We start from the raw sequence: 17,289 nt of genomic DNA, 5'->3' as shown, positions 1-17,289 counted from the left end.
ATGAAACAGACGCAGAGACATGATGCTATTGTGGAACTCGTGAAGCGCCAGGGATATGTGAGTACTGAGGAGTTAGTTGAATTTTTTTCAGTCACTCCTCAAACTATCCGCCGCGATCTTAATGATTTAGCTGAGCAAAACCTTATTCAGCGCCATCATGGTGGCGCGGCGCTGCCTTCCAGTGCCGAAAATACGGATTGGCATGATCGTAAGATGATGCACTCAAGTGCGAAAACGCGTATTGCAGCGAAAGTCGCTCAGCAAATTCCAGACGGCTCGACCCTTTTTATCGATATCGGTACCACTCCAGAAGCTGTGGCTCACGCTCTAATGGGCCACCACAATCTACAAATTGTGACCAATAACCTCAATGTTGCCCAATTGATGATGGCGAAGACAGACTTTCGCGTCATTATTGCCGGGGGGACATTACGTGCCCGCGATGGTGGAATTATTGGCGAAGCGACGATGGATTTTATCTCGCAATTTCGACTCGATTTTGGCGTGATTGGTATCAGCGGAATTGATGAAGCCGGTACGATGCTAGAATTCGACTACCACGAAGTACGGACCAAACGGGCGATTATTGAGAACTCACGTTGCGTCATGTTGGTGACTGATGGTTCAAAGTTTGGGCGTAAAGCGATGGTAAGTTTAGGGGGAATGGAGATGTTAGATTCACTCTTTACCGACAAATTACCGCCGGATCCTATTTTGCATCTACTGTCTCAACATGCGGTCAAGCTTGAGATATGTTAATGATCCTGCCCGACATCCGGGCAGGATCATCGCTTAATAATAGGAGTGCTCGCCACGCTGGTGTTCGGTCAAATCTCGTACGCCTTTCAGCTCAGGGAAGGTTGCTAGAAGCTCTTTCTCAATCCCTTCTTTCAGGGTGACATCGACCATTGAACAGCCATTACATCCGCCGCCAAATTGCAAGATAGCGTAGCCTTCTGGTGTTATCTCCATAAGAGAGACTTTTCCGCCGTGGCTTGCGAGTTGTGGGTTGATTTGGGCCTGTAATTGATATTCGACACGCTCAATCAATGGTGCATCGTCAGATACTTTACGCATCTTAGCGTTAGGCGCTTTCAAGGTAAGTTGGGAACCCAGATTATCTGTGACGAAATCAATCTCTGCTTCATCCAGATACGGTGCGCTTAACTCATCGACATAAGCGGTGAGAAATTCGTATTTTAATTCCGTATCGGTGCTTTCAACAGCATCTGGCGGGCAGTACGACACCCCACATTCCGCGGTAGGCGTACCGGGATTAATGACGAAGACACGGATCTGAGTCCCTGGCTCTTGCTTGGTGAGCAATTTCGCAAAATGTTGTTGGGCTGTATCGGTTATATGAATCATAAGACATCGCTCAATGTTATCTATGTTAAAAGTCATCTTACGCGCATCATTGCTACTCTACAAGGTACGGCACAAGCACCACACTTGCACGCTAGCGGCTTGCTGTTGCTGCAAAAGCCTAACGATTTCTCGAGCCGTTGCACCTGTCGTCAGCACATCATCCACGAGCGCAACATGTTTGCCATAGAGAGTGGTAGTAACGTCATACACTCGATCAAGGTTATGTTGACGGCTCGCCCTATCGAGAGTGTGTTGCGCCGAAGTTAATTTCGTACAACGTATGGCATTGGGCCAATATTGGCAAGCGAGCCAGCGAGCGAGAGGCCTCGCGAGAAGATCGCTTTGGTTAAAGCCCCGTTGTTGATAACGCTTAGGATGTAAGGGAACGGCGACAACGACATCAGGTTTCTGCCACTGGTAATGCCGTCGGTAGTGTAAATAGTTTAGCAAAATTAATCTCGAAAGCATGGCGGCAAGTGCGGTCTGTGATGAAAACTTGAACTGGTGAAGAAGTTTACTGAGAGGGGGAAGGTAATTGGCCGCCGTAATCGTACCTTGCCACGAAAAGGGGGATTGTTGGCAGGCGCTGCAGGTGATGCTTACGGCATCAGTTGGTAAAGCGCAGCTTAAGCAACGCGGTTGGTCGAGCAATAATTTCTGTTCGCACCAGGAGCAAATCCCCACCGATGCTTGCCAAACGGGCAGCATACATATCCAACACCTGCTTTTGATTGTTAACATAGGCTATACCTCCAAGAGAACAGAGACTATGACCCTATTTACACAACACTATGGACAAGGCGATCAATCACTTGTGCTACTCCACGGATGGGGATTGAACTCCCAAGTGTGGGATTTCATTTTAACGCCACTCAGCCCTCATTTTTCGATTACCCTGATCGATCTTCCAGGCTATGGTCGAAGTCAACCTTATGACGCCTTAAATCTTGGTGCGCTGGCCAGCCATATCGCGCCACATATTCCCTCACAAAGTATCGTACTCGGTTGGTCCCTGGGGGGGCTAGTCGCGGCACAACTAGCCATCGACTTTAAAGAGCAGGTTAAGCAACTTATTTTTGTTGCCTCTTCTCCCTGTTTCAGCGAAAGAGCGCAGTGGCCGGGGATCACACCACAGGTTTTAGATAACTTTCAAACACAATTAGCGACCGATTTCCGCCGGACTATTGAGCGGTTTATTGCCTTACAAAGTTTGGGGACCGCGAATGCCTCATTGAATACCAAAACGCTTAAGCAGGCGATCATTAATCAGCCTCAAGCCTCATTAGCGGTGCTTAATCAGGGACTCAATATTTTACAACACGATGATTTACGCGAAAAACTTTCTAAGATAGCTGCGCCGACCCTACGAATTTACGGTGCCTTAGATAGCTTAGTCCCTCGTAAAAGTATTCCGCTACTCGATAAGTTATGGCCAGCCAGTCAATCGATAGTGATTGAACACGCCGCGCATGCACCGTTCATTTCACATCCAGAGGAATTCTGCGAGGCGATTATTAACTTTACGCATTAGCATTATCGCCCACTAGTGTTAGTGGATACTGTCTTATAGTAACCAGGTAATTAAGTCACAATGAGGAAGAAATGATGCAACCCTTAATTAACGTTATTGCCTATGTTACAGCAAAGCCTGGGAATGAAACCGTTGTTGAGCGTGCGCTCAAGGCAGCAGAGCAAGCAGTGCAAGCCGAGGCAGGTTGTCAATCCTACGTACTGACTCAGGATATTCAGCAACCACGGCGTTATATCATGCTGGAGTGCTGGAGCAGTCAGGAAGCGTTGGATACACACATGCAGCAACCACCGTTCAAAAAGCTTCTTGCCGAGATCGATGGATTAGCAGAACTTGAAGTCGTGGTAACGAAAACGCTCGGACAGTTATAACCGTATCAATCCTGCCCTCGGGCAGGATTGATAGAAGACTACTTTTTCTTGAACGCCGCCGCGAGTGCATCGCCCATCGCGCTATTGCCTTGCGTCGAGGCTTGACGTGAAGGCTGGCGAGCTTGCTTAGGGTTAGCTTTTTCAGGGGCTACGCTACGCCGCGATTGCGTCTCACCCGGCTGTTCATCAAGGCGCATGGTTAGCGCGATGCGTTTTCTCGCCAGATCGACTTCCAGTACCTTCACTTTGACGATTTCGCCGGTTTTAATCACTTCGTGTGGGTCGCTGACAAAACGGTTGGCTAATGAAGAAATGTGGACCAAGCCATCTTGGTGTACACCAATATCGACAAAGGCTCCGAAATTGGTCACGTTGGTGACTGTTCCCTCTAGAATTAAGCCAGGGGTAAGGTCATCCATCGTTTCGATACCTTCGGCGAAGGTAGCCGTCTTAAACTCTGGACGAGGATCGCGACCAGGCTTCTCAAGTTCTTTGAGAATGTCGGTAACGGTTGGTAGGCCAAACCGTTCATCAGTGAACTGAGAAGCGGATAAGGCACGAATAGCCGTGCTATTTCCCATTAGTGAAGCGAGTTGCTCTTGAGTCTGTGCGATGATCCGCTCGACCACAGGATAAGCTTCAGGGTGAACCGTCGAAGCATCGAGAGGATTATCCCCTTGGTTGATACGTAAAAACCCGGCACACTGCTCAAAAGCTTTGGGACCAAGACGAGTCACTTTGAGAAGTTGTTGCCGGTTCATGAAACGGCCGTTGTTGTCGCGCCATTGCACGATATTCTGCGCAATCATACGGCTTAAGCCGGCAACACGCGTCAATAGCGGTACGGAGGCGGTATTAAGGTCGACCCCCACGGCGTTCACACAATCTTCAACAACGGTATCGAGTTTTTTGGCTAATTGCGTCTGGCTCACATCATGTTGATATTGGCCGACCCCGATCGATTTAGGATCAATTTTTACCAGTTCAGCTAGAGGATCCTGCAGTCTTCGTGCGATAGAGACTGCGCCTCGTAACGACACATCGAGAGTTGGAAACTCTAATGCCGCAAGTTCAGAAGCGGAATAGACGGATGCGCCAGCTTCGCTAACAATCACCTTTTCGGCGGTAACGCCGGGGAACTGTTTTTTGAGTTCAATAAAAAAGCGCTCAGTCTCCCGTGAAGCCGTGCCGTTACCAATCGCCACCAACTCAACGTTATGTCGCTGGCAAAGCATAGCGACTGCCGTGGCAGCTTTAGCTGCTTGACCGGTATGAGGATAGACAGTATCGGTCGCGACTAATTTACCGGTAGCGTCTACTACAGCCACTTTTACGCCGGTACGTAATCCGGGATCCAGACCCATCGTGGCACGCATGCCCGCGGGGGCGGCCATCAACAGTGCGTTAAGATTACGCGCGAAGACATCGATGGCTTCAAGTTCCGCCTGTTCACGTAGCGAGCCCATCAGTTCGGTTTCTAAGTGCAGCAGCACTTTGATTTTCCATGTCCAACTAATGACTGACTTCCGCCAAGTATCACTGGGTGCATTGGCGATACGCACGTTAAGGTGTTCGCTAATTAACGTTTCACCGAAGCTTTCTTTTGGCGTCTCTTCACTATGAGGATCTGGGTTCAGCGAAAGTTGTAGAATACCTTCGTTGCGTCCGCGCAGCATGGCGAGTGCTCGGTGAGAAGGCGTTGTCGCCAAGAGTTCGTGATGGTCGAAATAATCGCGAAACTTCGCGCCTTCGGTCTCTTTTCCTGCGACGACTTTGGAGACTAGGTGAGCATTTTTCCAGAGATACTGCCGGACTTTTGCTAGCAATGAGGCATCTTCCGCAAATCTTTCCATCAGGATATAGCGAGCACCATCTAAGGCGCCACGCGTATCGGCGATACCGTTATCGGCATTAACAAATTCTGCGGCAGTCGCTTCCGGATCGAGTTGAGGGGATGCCCACAATTTATCAGCTAACGGTTCCAGACCTGCTTCAATCGCGATCTGCCCGCGCGTACGGCGCTTAGGCTTATAAGGTAGATAAAGATCTTCGAGTTCAGTCTTACTTAATACGGCGTCAATCGACTGGGCGAGTTCGTCGGTTAATTTGCCTTGCTCTGAAATGGAGTTAAGAATGGTTTGCCGACGCTCATCAAGTTCCCGTAGGTAAGTCAAACGTGTTTCTAATTGACGAAGTTGGGTGTCGTCCAAGCCTCCAGTCACTTCCTTACGGTAGCGGGCAATAAAAGGAACAGTGTTACCTTCGTCATAGAGTTGTATCGTGGCATCTACTTGTTCGATGCGGACCTGCAATTCGTTGGCAATGATCTGACTTAGCGACTTTTTCATTGTGACTCGTAGCTTATAAGGAGGTAAATTTTCTGACAGTTATACGGCGATGCTCCGTGAATTTCCAGTCTGGGCGTTCAGATTAAGGATTTTCCTGAGGTGTGCAGAGATAACTGATATTATTGACGTACCATACGGCGGGACCTGAGGGTGTCTGGACGGTCGCGCTATCGCCGACCTCTTTTTTCAGTAAGGCTCTAGCCATTGGTGAGTCGATCGAGATATAGTCATTACGACCAAATATCTCGTCGTAACCCACTATTCGAAAGGCGAGAGTATCCCCGTCATCATTTTCAATTTCCACTTGTGCACCAAAGAAAACTTTACCCTCTTGTTGCGGTGAGTAGTCGACAATACGGAGTGATTCGAGGCTCTTGCGGAGATAGCGAACTCGGCGATCAATTTCTCTTAAACGCTTTTTATTGTATTGGTAGTCAGCATTTTCACTACGATCGCCCAAACTGGCAGCCCAGGTCACTTTTTTTGTGACTTCTGGACGCTCTTCTCGCCACAGCTGGTCGAGCTCTTGTTTCAACTTATTGTAGCCTTCACGAGTGATAAGTTGGGTTTTCACACTATTGTCCTCTATCACCTATAGTTAGATCTTTACTTAACATACTGTTAAATATGCTTTGTAACAATTTCAGTAAGAATATAAACCAATAAAATTTGTCACCGTGAGCATTATTTTTAAAAATAGCATAGCTGGCGATAATGCCTTTGGGAGTCATTAGTATGCAGGAAAATTACAAAGTTTTAGTTGTCGATGACGACATGCGTTTACGGGCATTGCTTGAAAGGTATCTCACTGAGCAAGGATTCCAAGTGCGTAGCGTAGCGAACGCTGAACAAATGGACCGTTTGTTAACCCGTGAATCTTTCCATCTGATGGTGCTCGACTTGATGTTACCGGGTGAGGATGGGCTATCCATCTGCCGTCGCTTGCGTAGCCAGAGTAATCCAATGCCGATTATTATGGTCACGGCGAAGGGCGAAGAAGTCGATAGGATTGTTGGGTTAGAAATCGGTGCTGACGATTATATTCCTAAGCCGTTTAATCCACGCGAACTCCTGGCACGCATCCGTGCAGTGTTACGCCGTCAAGCGAATGAACTACCCGGTGCGCCTTCTCAGGAAGAGGCGGTGATCACCTTCGGTAAGTTCAAGCTTAACTTAGGTACGCGCGAGATGTTCCGTGAAGACGAGCCTATGCCACTGACCAGTGGTGAATTTGCGGTGCTTAAGGCATTAGTCAGTCATCCTCGTGAGCCGCTTTCTCGTGATAAGCTCATGAATTTAGCACGGGGCCGTGAGTACAGCGCGATGGAGCGTTCCATCGATGTACAGATTTCACGACTGAGAAGAATGGTTGAAGAAGATCCGGCTCACCCCCGTTATATTCAAACGGTGTGGGGCCTTGGTTACGTCTTTGTTCCCGATGGCAGTAAAGCATGAAGAAATTTCGCTTCTCTCCGCGCAGCTCTTTTGCGCGGATGTTGCTACTCATCGTTTCACTTCTCTTTGTGAGTTTGGTGACGACCTATCTCGTCGTCCTTAACTTTGCAATTCTACCTAGCTTACAGCAATTTAATAAGGTTCTCGCGTATGAAGTGAGAATGCTTATGACCGATAAACTACAGCTTGAAGACGGCACGCAACTTGAGGTTCCCCCGGCCTTTAGACGGGAAATCTACCGTGAGCTAGGAATTTCTCTTTATACCAACTCTGCCGCGGAAGAAAGTGGTTTACGTTGGGCGCAACACTATAAATTCTTAAGCAAACAGATGGCACACCAATTGGGGGGTCCCACAGACGTTCGTGTTGAAGTGAATAAGAAAACCCCGGTGGTGTGGTTAAAGACCTGGTTGTCCCCTAATATTTGGGTCAGAGTCCCCCTGACCGAAATCCATCAAGGCGATTTCTCACCGCTATTCCGATATACCTTGATGATCATGCTATTGGCTATCGTCGGGGCTTGGTTATTTATCCGTATGCAAAACCGGCCACTGGTCGCGCTTGAACATGCAGCATTACAGGTAGGTAGAGGGCAAATCCCGCCTCCGCTAAGAGAGTACGGCGCATCAGAAGTCCGCTCGGTGACCCGCGCCTTCAACCAAATGGCCTCGGGTGTGAAGCAGTTGGCCGATGACCGAACCTTGTTGATGGCCGGTGTTAGCCACGATCTACGTACTCCTCTTACTCGAATTCGCTTAGCGACAGAGATGATTGGTGCAGACGAACAATATCTTGCCGATTCTATTAACAAAGATATTGAAGAGTGTAATGCCATTATTGAGCAGTTCATTGACTATCTGCGCACGGGCCAAGAAATACAGAAAGAACGGGTTGATCTCAATACCGTATTAGGCGAAGTCGTCGCAGCTGAGAGCGGATACGAGCGTGAAATCGATAATCAAGTCATGAGTAACGAGCTATTACTGGATATTAACCCTCTGGGGATTAAACGGGCAGTCGCTAATATGGTGGTGAATGCCGCCCGTTATGGCAATGGCTGGATCCGAGTGAGCAGTGGGCGTGAGCTAGATCGTGCTTGGTTCCAAGTTGAAGACGATGGTCCAGGTATCGATAAAGATCAAATCGCCCATCTTCTCCAGCCGTTTGTGAGAGGAGATAGTGCTAGGACGACCAGTGGCACGGGATTAGGGCTCGCGATAGTGCAGAGAATTATCGATGCACATCAGGGAGAACTGAGTTTCGATACCAGTGAAAAGGGTGGTCTTAAGATTAGAGCATGGCTACCTTTACCTTCCAGCAAGCAGCCTGCGGTAACTGAGAGCGTATAACACAACGCTCACTCCCGCTAACCCGGGGGTGAGCGGATAATTATGCGTTCAGTTGTGGCCCTGCGCTGACTAAAGCTTTACCGGCATCAGTATCAGTGTACGGCGCAAAATGGTCGATGAACTGCTTCGCCAACTCTTCTGCTTTCGATTCCCACTCAAGAGCACTATTCCAACTCGATCTTGGATCAAGAACCGCGGGATCGATGCCTTGGATATGTTTGGGGAATTGTAAATTAAAGAGTGGCAGGGTATGGCATTCAGCATGATCCAATTCGTCATGTAAAATGGCATTAATTAATCGACGCGTATCCTTTAATGACAGACGTTTTCCTTGTCCATTCCATCCCGTATTCACTAAGTAAGCCTTCGCGCCACTTGCCTGCATTCGTTTAACCAATACTTCAGCATAACGCGTTGGGTGTAGCGTCAGGAAAACGGCTCCAAAACAGGCCGAAAAGGTCGGCGTTGGTTGTTTTACTCCACGTTCTGTACCCGCTAATTTTGCTGTGAAGCCCGATAGGAAATGGTACTGAGTCTGTTCAGGCGTCAATCTCGACACTGGCGGAAAAATACCAAAAGCATCTGCCGTTAAAAATATCACTTTTTTAGCATGGCCGGCTTTCGAGATGGGACGGACAATATTATCGATATGATTAATCGGATAAGAAACACGCGTGTTCTCGGTCTTACTATCATCGTTAAAATCAACGCTACCATCCGGATTAACCACGACATTTTCAAGTAATGCGTTACGACGGATCGCTTTATAGATTTCAGGTTCAGCGGTTTCAGAGAGATTGATTGTTTTTGCGTAACATCCCCCCTCGAAGTTGAAAACTCCATCGTCATCCCACCCGTGCTCATCATCACCAATCAACTGGCGTAGAGGATCCGTGGAGAGCGTCGTTTTTCCCGTACCGGATAGACCGAAAAATACCGCGACATCCCCCTCTTTACCGACATTGGCTGAACAGTGCATTGACGCAATATTCTGTAGCGGTAACAGGTAGTTCATCACCGAAAACATGCCCTTCTTCATCTCACCGCCGTACCACGTCCCGCCGATAAGCTGCATGCGTTCTGTGAGGTTGAAGGCAACAAAGTTTTCCGAGTTAAGCCCCTGTTCACGCCACGATGGGTTATGGCATTTTGAGCCATTCAGGACGACAAAGTTCGGTTCAAAGACGGCTAATTCTTCCGCGCTCGGGATGATAAACATATTGGTGACGAAATGGGCCTGCCAAGCGACTTCGGTAACGAATCTCACACTCAACCGTGTTTCAGGGTTAGCCCCACAAAAGGCATCCACAACAAATAATCGCTTACCTGAAAGTTGTTCGCATAATAGCCCTTTCAAGTGGTCCCATATTTGCGGTGAAAGAGGTTGGTTAGCATTTTTGGCGGCACTCGTGTCGTTCCACCATACGGTATGCTCGGTGGTGGCATCACGGACTATATATTTATCTTTTGGCGATCGTCCTGTAAAAATCCCTGTATCGACCGCGACAGCACCAGACTGCGTGACAACACCTCTTTCGAAGCCTTCAAGGTCTGGAGACGTCTCTTCGTTGAAGAGTTGTTCATATGAGGGGTTATGGATAATTTCGATAGAACCAGTGATCCCAATAGCACTCAGATCGGGAAGCGGGGGTGTGGCTGACATGGGTCGCAACTCCTTCGATAAAAAAGTGACTTAGCAAAAATACGTCAATGTCAGAAAAGTGTACCCTGAATCGTCGGGCGAAAAAGCAGAGAGGGAGCAAAGTGTGAGCGGCGTTAAATTACTGCCTAAAAAAGAGAAACATTCATGGGGATGTTGAACGAAGTAAGCGGGGCTTAAGCCCCGCCTGTTACCTCATTAATGGAGTGAGGAATTATTTAACGGCACGTCGTTACGAATATTGGCAACATCGACGGCATCATATAAATAGTGGCTGCCACAATAATCGCAGTGCATATCGATTTTGCCATCTTCAGCTAAAATGGCGTCGATTTCTTCTACCGAGACGGTCTTTAAAACTTCGCCACAGCGTTGTCTAGAGCAGCTGCACTTGAATTGTACTGACTGAGGATCATAGACGGTCACTTCTTCTTGGTGGAATAGACGCCATAAAACATCGTTGGCCGGTAAACCTATAAGCTCTTCTTCCTTCACCGTTGTGGCAAGTGTCGCGAGGTGATTGAGCGCCTCGCTGTCTTTATCCTCGCTGGGTAAGACTTGCAGTAAGATACCGGCGGCACCTTGTGTCGTATTTCGGATGATTAACCTCGTAGGAAGCTGTTCTGAACGCAAGAAATACTCTTCAATACACTCAGCAAAAGTCGGCTTTTCTAGCGCGACAATGCCTTGGTAACGCTCACCTTTGGCCGGGGTGATGGTGATAACCAGGTAACCTTGGCCGAGCATTTGCGCGAGGGTAGCATTATCGTCGATCTCGCCACGAACTCGTGCAACGCCCCGCAACTCTTGTTTATCATTACCGTTGATCACTGCCATTGCTAAGGGACCTTCACCTTGCAGTTGCACAGTGATGTCGCCCTCAAATTTTAGCGTAGCTGTCATTAAGCTTGTCGTGACCAACATCTCTGCCATCAATTTCTTAACCGCAGTAGGGTAGTCATGGCCCTCAAGGATAGCGTGTAGAGTATGGCTGACATTAACCAATTCGCCACGAACGGCGGCATCAGCAAATAAGTAACGGTGAAGTTGATCTTGGACGGACATTATTTTCTCTCTAGGGCGTAGTTATTCGCCCGTTATTTTAAATTTAATTAGATCACGGCGCTCTTTTTTATCAGGGCGACGGTCGGGATGCGGCATCGTTAATGCGTTCATTTTCCGTGCCTGTGCGATCGATTCGCGCTTAGCAATACTCTCTGCAGTTTCCTGATAGAGTTGCTGTGCTTCGGGTGCGCTGCGGCGATGTTCGCTAAGAGATACAACGATGACGGTACGCAGATCATTACCCTGTCTGACTTGTACCTGAGCGCCGGGTTCCACCCATTTACTGGGTTTACTCCGTTGGCCATTATACTGAACCTTTCCTCCCTCGATCATCTGTCTGGCGACGGCTCGCGTTTTATAAAAACGCGCAGCCCAAAGCCATTTATCGAGCCTAACTTTATCGGGAGTAGGATGTGTCTGGGTCGTTTGCATATGTGCCTCCTAGAGACAACCTAGCATAAGCTTAGCAGTAAGACTTAACCTTAACCATCATTCTTTAAAGTGACGAAGGAGAGGCTGCGAGGCATTCGCTATCGAGGCATTGTAGTCTTCTTGAATACGCGTATTACGCGAGAAATGAGAGCGTAGACGATGAATTCCCAAGAATGTGTTCACCACAACAAGGATGACCAAACAGGCTAAGAATAGCGTGGTAACAACATAACGCCATAAAGCATGAGTATTGGGTTCTTGGTGGACGATAACATGTATCGTTCCTTGGCTATCGTGTTGCAGGGAAGTGATAATTCCCGATAAGGCAAAAGGAGTATTTAACAGCTGCCCGGAAATACGTTGTAGCTCTCTCCATTGCGCCGCAGGCGCTAAATCGAAGAGCGAGGTATCTGGCTGCTCTTGGTCGACCAACAGCTGACCTTGTCCGTTAATAAAGAGGTAGCCATTCTTAGGTAAGTGACTTAGCGACTCGATTGTTTTACGGGTCTCATTACTCATAAAGGTCGTCGTTGCTGCTTCGACGAGGTTCGTTAAGTTTTGTGCGCTGTTTGGCCGCAACAGAACATTTAAGCCGTCGAGTTTCCCTGATTTTGCTTGATCGACCAAAAGAGGCCAGTCCTTCGCATTTTCAAGATTCACTAAAGCACTTTTTAAGCGTAGGCAATCCCCTTCGGCAGAGCAAAGCTGTGCCGTTTTCAGCACAATATCTGAGAAATTATTCAGCAGTATCATCCCCGATTTCTGTATCGCAGACGCAAGCTGTGGGTTTATCCCTTTTAAATCGTTCTCGGGTGCAAGCTGCTGAGAGGTGGTCGCCAGCAACGCTTGAGTCTGCTCTATGATCGGGGAGGAAGGTAGGGTAGTGGATAACTGCTTATTCCAATAGATAGCAGAACAGTCGAAAGGTAAGAAATCGTAGCTCCGGTTGCTTTGATAAGTCTGAGGAACCACACACCTTCCCGTCCCTTTGATATTGATAACTTCACCGACATGTAATTTATGCTGCGTGAGCTGCCTAACATCGTTCACGGTCACATGCTGTTCGCCTTGCAGTCGCGCCAAAGCAATATTGAATGAGACGCCAGTCGGTAACCAGCTGGTGGTCATAATGAGTATTATCAAGGATCCTGCAGCCAATGTCAGATTATGACGCCAATTTTGTAAGGGAAACTTTTTAACTTCTTGAGTGAGCGAAAGTAAAGGACCGTGTTGCACGACTCGGTTCTGACTATCAACTTCAATCACCGTCTCTTTACCAATATCTTGTTGAATATAGGGGTACCAATGTTCCGGATAATTCAGATCAAGGATCCCTAAGGAGAGGCTCTGCTGTTTGGGATTGGCTTCGCCAAAAAGGTCCCAAGGCTTAAGCAGGCCGCGCATTGTCCTAATTTCTTGTAAATGGCTACGGGGTGGGCGGCGGTACATTATCCATAAACAGGGTAAAATAATCAGTAAACTGGCGAGTAAGATCCACGGCATGACTTTTAACGGTGTCAACAAGCTACAAAATATCAGTAACAGTGCGCAGCAGAGTATCAGTGCCTCACTGATATTATTCGCGTGGGTTAAGGTATATTCCTCGTGGGTTTGACGACGAACATTGAGGATGGCGATCCGCTCACTGGTCTCTTTACGAATCGAGGTATCAGTGACAGCAGACAGATTTGTTTGTGGGCCAGCGTGCTCAAGATCGTGCAGTAAATGGTGGCCATTGAGACTAACAATTAGAGGTAAATAATTGGTATAGACCAGTTCGATAGTGTTATCAGCGGTGATAAAGGGTTGGCCGTTGGGCGGTAAGTGAACTTCGAACGCATCGAGGTAATAGCGATTACGTTCTGGAACACTCGCAGATAAACTGTAATGTGTAATGGAATGATTGAGCTTATACACCGATTTATCACGCAGCGTGCAGGCGTTACGGGGTAAGTTAACTTTGTTTAATAAGTGTTCTATTAGCCCAGTAGGTTTTGGCTGACGTTGCTTTAGATAAGCACGACAAAGCCTCATTTCCTCTGCGGTGAGCTGACGATGGTCGAGAGTATTTAATTCTTGATGTTGTGCACGAAGTTGTTTTTTGGGTAGCAGTATTTTCGTCCATACAAAGAGTATGCAGAACAAAATGACAAGCATTAAGAAAATAAAAACACTCATGCGTTACCCAGAGCAAAGAAGTGATGAGCCTCATGGCCAGTAAAAGAGAACGAGTACAATGATACCTATATCAGCGAAGCAATGAATTAAATAATCGGCATAATCCTGTAGCAATCTATTCTCACGCAGCGCGATAATAAATCAGGATAATCTTATTATTATCCACTCAAAAAGCAATCATACCTGTAAAGACCCAAAATTTGGGCTGGTTGCCTCTCGCTGGCTATGATTCAATAGCGGTATACTGATCATCATTACGAGGTAAACCATGTCCGCGCAAAAAAAACCGCAAATTTTGCGTATTGCAGAAGTCGCGAGCTCAAGGCTGTTTACTATTCAATCTGTCCAGCTTCGTTTTAGTAATGGTGTCGAACGTGTTTATGAGCGTATGAAGCCTGCGGGTCGTGAAGCGGTTATGATCCTCGCGCTGGAAGGCGAAAATGTCTTGATGATTGAAGAGTACGCGGTTGGGATTGAAGGTTACGAGTTGGGCTTTCCTAAAGGGTTGATCGACGCGGGGGAAACCCCTAAGCAAGCGGCCGTAAGAGAATTAAAGGAAGAGGTGGGAATGGGTGCCGAAAAACTGACGGCGCTAGGGCATGTCACTATGGCTCCCTCGTATTTCTCGAGTCGAATGCATATTCTCGTCGCGGAGAAACTCTATCCTGAATGGCTAACGGGCGATGAACCGGAACCCTTAGTTATCCACCGTTGGCCAGTCGCTAAGCTAATCGATCTATTGAATCACCCACAATTCCAGGAAGCACGGAACATTAGTGCGATGTTTTTATTACGGGAATGGTTAGCAAAACAGTCACAGGCTTCTAATTTAAGCGAACAGGTGGGCTAATCCGTTAGCCCACAGTGAGGATCAAAACAAGTCTTGGCTCTCTGCGCCCGAACCTATCGTAGTGCTGGTTTCCTGAACCGAATACTCTTTGGGTTCAGTTCCGGTAATAAAGTATTCAGGGCGGCTGTTTCCACCACCATGTGATAATTTCCCCGTTGTTCTATCAATCGTGACCGTGGTGATCCCTTCTGGTGGCGTTAAGGGCTGTAATGGCACACCTTGTAGCGCGATTTTCATATAGTCATCCCAAGCCGGCTGGGCACTTTTAGCGCCACCTTCGTACCCCGAGACTTGGTCTGCTATTGCCCCCGATGCGGTGGTACGGCCTAAGGCATGGCTAGGGTTATCAAAACCAATCCAGACCGATGTCGCAATACCAGGACCATAGCCAGAAAACCATGCATCTCTCGAACTGTTAGTCGTTCCGGTTTTACCGCCAATATCGTTACGTTGTAAATCACGCCCTGCACGCCATCCGGTTCCCTGCCAACCGGGCTCGCCGAAGATATTCGAGTTCATCGCACTTTTAATTAAAAAGGAAAGGGGCGTGCTGATCACATGAGGTGCATAGGGATCTGTAGTGGAATCCTTACTGACAGATTGTACCTCTGTTTGCGGAGCGCCGTTTGGGATGGGCTGCTCAGCGTGTGCCACATTCTCTGTTTGTGTATCGTCCAATCTCGCGACATCCGAGGTGCTCGCAAAGAGGGTGGGTGAATTACACTCTGGACAGGCGACTTTAGGATTCTCTTGGAACAACACATTTCCTTGTTGATCGCTAATTTTGCTGATCAACCAAGGTTCCACTTGGAAACCACCATTGGTGAGTATTGCATAGCCTCTCGCTACCTGGATCGGTGTAAAGGAGGCCGCGCCTAAGGCTAATGATTCGGTGTGGATGATATTTTGCTCAGGAAAACCGAAGCGTAAGAGATATTTGGCTGCATAATCAACACCCATGGCCCGCATCGCGCGTACCATCACAACGTTTTTAGACAGACCAAGTCCTTGGCGAAGGCGCATGGGGCCTGCATAAACATTCGGTGAATTGTGAGGACGCCAATCAGAACCCGCTCCAGCATCCCATCGTGAGATAGGTAAATCGTTTAAGATAGTCGCTAAAGTCAGGCCTTTATCCATCGCGGCAGTATAGAGGAAAGGTTTGATATTCGATCCCACTTGGCGTAATGCTTGCGTGGCGCGGTTAAACATACTCTGGGAGAAGTCAAAACCACCAACTAGGGCTTTAATCGCACCATTATGCGAATCCAACGATACTAGTGCCGAATTAACCTGAGGAACTTGTGCTAACCACCATTCTTGGCCTACCGCTCTCACCCAGATAAGCTGCCCTATTGCGATAACCTGACTAACAGAACGAGGGGTTGCGCCCTGTAAGTTATCGTTTTTAAAAGGTCTTGCCCAACGAATACCCGAGAGGGACAAAGTCTGAACGGTACCGTTTTTTAGCCTGACTTGCGCTGCATTACCGTCAACGTGTTGGACGACCGCGGGAATAAGAGGTCCGTAAGTCGGATAGCTTGCCAGCGTTTGGTCAATTTTTTTGTCGTCCCAAGCAGATTGCCCATCGTGCCAAAGAACTTTGGTTGGTCCACGGTAGCCGTGACGAATATCGTAGTTCAAGACATTATTAACGACGGCTTGTTGAGCACCTTCTTGCAACGTCCGCGTGATCGTGGTGGTCACTTGGTAACCGTCGTTATAGGCATCTTCACCATAACGTTTCACCATCTCTTGGCGAACCATCTCACTGATGTAGGGTGCCGTAAAGGCAACCTGTGGGCCGTGATATTGTGAGATGAGGGGTTCATTAACTGCCTGCTCATATTGCTGCTGACTAATATACTTTTGGTCCAACATTCTACCCAATACCACATTACGTCTTGCGAGAGCACGGGTGTGTGAATAAAGCGGATTAAAGGTTGAAGGGGCTTTAGGCAATCCGGCAATCATTGCCATCTGGCTTAAGCTCAGCTCATTCACATCCTTGCCGAAATAGACATGTGCGGCGGCCCCCACTCCGTAAGCACGAGAACCAAGATAAATTTTATTTAAGTAAAGGTCGAGGATCTGATCTTTGCTAAAAAGTTGTTCGATACGAATGGCTAGGAAGGCTTCTCTGATTTTACGTAACAGTGTTTTTTCGGGTGAGAGGAAAAAATTACGTGCTAGCTGCTGAGTGATAGTACTCGCCCCTTGCGACGCTCTACCGGAGAACAGTGCTATAGATGCGGCACGAAAAATCCCGATTGGGTCAACCCCGTGATGTTCGTAAAAGCGACTATCTTCCGTAGCAATAAACGCATGGATAAGATCTGGGGGCATTTGCTGCAAGGTCAGAGGGATACGGCGCTTTTCACCAAATTGTGCAATGAGCTCACCGTCTGCGCTATAGACCTGCATCGGTGTCTGCATTTTGACATCTTTGAGGGTATTTACGTCGGGTAGTTGAGGTTCAATATATTTATATAAGCCATATATAGAGCCTACTCCCAGAAAAATGCAGCAAATAAATAATATGAATAAATACTTTAAGAACTTCACCTAAACTCTCTCACTCGAACGGTATTGGGTAGTTTATAAACAATTACCTCGTAGTATAAAGGCATCAACGCTGCTTTGATACGTCAAAATATCTCATCGACCTCGGGAGGTTAGAAA

At 47.7% G+C, this 17,289-nt stretch carries 15 protein-coding genes; 6 read left to right on the top strand and 9 right to left on the bottom strand.

The genetic code is table 11. The annotated features are described in order from the left end of the window. On the top strand, nt 1–759 hold the full coding sequence (locus BMX14_RS12255; RefSeq protein WP_092677200.1) for a DeoR/GlpR family transcriptional regulator: 759 nt from the start codon (nt 1–3) through the stop codon (nt 757–759). Nucleotides 760–792: 33 nt separating this feature from the next. Here BMX14_RS12255 and nfuA read toward each other — a convergent pair whose 3' ends face one another. Further along, on the bottom strand, nt 793–1,368 hold the full coding sequence (nfuA, locus tag BMX14_RS12250) for a Fe-S biogenesis protein NfuA (protein WP_048912912.1): 576 nt from the start codon (nt 1,366–1,368) through the stop codon (nt 793–795). Between the two features lie 57 nt (nt 1,369–1,425). Beyond that, nucleotides 1,426–2,076 carry a phosphoribosyltransferase family protein gene (locus BMX14_RS12245; protein ID WP_092677198.1) on the bottom strand — a complete coding sequence of 217 codons (651 nt, stop codon included), beginning with the start codon at nt 2,074–2,076 and terminating at the stop codon, nt 1,426–1,428. Nucleotides 2,077–2,137: 61 nt separating this feature from the next. Here BMX14_RS12245 and bioH point away from each other — a divergent pair, with 61 nt between their 5' ends. Both bioH and BMX14_RS12235 read left to right on the top strand, forming a co-directional pair. Continuing rightward, entirely contained in the window at nt 2,138–2,899 is a 762-nt protein-coding gene (gene bioH, locus BMX14_RS12240) for a pimeloyl-ACP methyl ester esterase BioH (RefSeq protein WP_092677196.1), read from the top strand. Between the two features lie 71 nt (nt 2,900–2,970). Beyond that, nucleotides 2,971–3,270 carry a putative quinol monooxygenase gene (locus tag BMX14_RS12235; protein WP_092677194.1) on the top strand — a complete coding sequence of 100 codons (300 nt, stop codon included), beginning with the start codon at nt 2,971–2,973 and terminating at the stop codon, nt 3,268–3,270. Nucleotides 3,271–3,308: 38 nt separating this feature from the next. On the opposite strand, the gene BMX14_RS12230 is transcribed toward BMX14_RS12235, so the two are convergent. Next, nucleotides 3,309–5,618, bottom strand: coding sequence for a Tex family protein (locus tag BMX14_RS12230; RefSeq protein ID WP_092677192.1), 2,310 nt, complete (start codon nt 5,616–5,618; stop codon nt 3,309–3,311). A gap of 82 nt (nt 5,619–5,700) precedes the next feature. Then, the gene (gene greB, locus BMX14_RS12225) at nt 5,701–6,192 is read right to left on the bottom strand and encodes a transcription elongation factor GreB (protein ID WP_092677190.1); all 492 of its coding nucleotides are present in this window, start codon (nt 6,190–6,192) and stop codon (nt 5,701–5,703) included. Between the two features lie 161 nt (nt 6,193–6,353). Between greB and ompR the strand changes: the two genes are divergently transcribed. Both ompR and envZ read left to right on the top strand, forming a co-directional pair. After that, nucleotides 6,354–7,073, top strand: coding sequence for an osmolarity response regulator transcription factor OmpR (gene ompR / locus BMX14_RS12220; RefSeq protein WP_048912907.1), 720 nt, complete (start codon nt 6,354–6,356; stop codon nt 7,071–7,073). Next, nucleotides 7,070–8,422, top strand: coding sequence for a two-component system sensor histidine kinase EnvZ (gene envZ, locus BMX14_RS12215; RefSeq protein WP_092677188.1), 1,353 nt, complete (start codon nt 7,070–7,072; stop codon nt 8,420–8,422). Before ompR ends, envZ begins: the two co-directional genes overlap by 4 nt. Nucleotides 8,423–8,462: 40 nt before the next feature. Here the strand turns inward: envZ and pckA are convergent, their stop codons facing one another. From pckA to BMX14_RS12195, 4 genes are all read right to left on the bottom strand, one after another. Beyond that, nucleotides 8,463–10,085 carry a phosphoenolpyruvate carboxykinase (ATP) gene (pckA, locus tag BMX14_RS12210; RefSeq protein ID WP_092677187.1) on the bottom strand — a complete coding sequence of 541 codons (1,623 nt, stop codon included), beginning with the start codon at nt 10,083–10,085 and terminating at the stop codon, nt 8,463–8,465. A 195-nt stretch (nt 10,086–10,280) separates the two neighbouring features. Beyond that, nucleotides 10,281–11,147, bottom strand: coding sequence for an Hsp33 family molecular chaperone HslO (gene hslO, locus BMX14_RS12205; protein WP_092677185.1), 867 nt, complete (start codon nt 11,145–11,147; stop codon nt 10,281–10,283). A gap of 21 nt (nt 11,148–11,168) precedes the next feature. Further along, nucleotides 11,169–11,579 (bottom strand): ribosome-associated heat shock protein Hsp15, encoded by a 411-nt coding sequence (gene hslR / locus BMX14_RS12200; RefSeq protein ID WP_092677183.1) that lies wholly within the window; start codon nt 11,577–11,579, stop codon nt 11,169–11,171. Nucleotides 11,580–11,636: 57 nt separating this feature from the next. Then, entirely contained in the window at nt 11,637–13,757 is a 2,121-nt protein-coding gene (locus BMX14_RS12195) for an IgaA/UmoB family intracellular growth attenuator (protein WP_092677181.1), read from the bottom strand. A gap of 268 nt (nt 13,758–14,025) precedes the next feature. On the opposite strand from BMX14_RS12195, the gene nudE reads away from it, so the two are divergent. Beyond that, nucleotides 14,026–14,607: an ADP compounds hydrolase NudE gene (gene nudE, locus BMX14_RS12190; RefSeq protein WP_092677179.1), complete on the top strand. Its 582-nt coding sequence runs from the start codon at nt 14,026–14,028 to the stop codon at nt 14,605–14,607. A 21-nt stretch (nt 14,608–14,628) separates the two neighbouring features. Here the strand turns inward: nudE and mrcA are convergent, their stop codons facing one another. Further along, nucleotides 14,629–17,172 carry a peptidoglycan glycosyltransferase/peptidoglycan DD-transpeptidase MrcA gene (gene mrcA / locus BMX14_RS12185; protein ID WP_092677177.1) on the bottom strand — a complete coding sequence of 848 codons (2,544 nt, stop codon included), beginning with the start codon at nt 17,170–17,172 and terminating at the stop codon, nt 14,629–14,631. Between the last annotated feature and the right edge of the window lie 117 nt (nt 17,173–17,289).

The organism is Rosenbergiella nectarea, from assembly GCF_900111105.1.
Classification (GTDB): Bacteria; Pseudomonadota; Gammaproteobacteria; order Enterobacterales; family Enterobacteriaceae; genus Rosenbergiella; species Rosenbergiella nectarea.
This window is presented reverse-complemented; position numbering and strand designations above follow the sequence as displayed.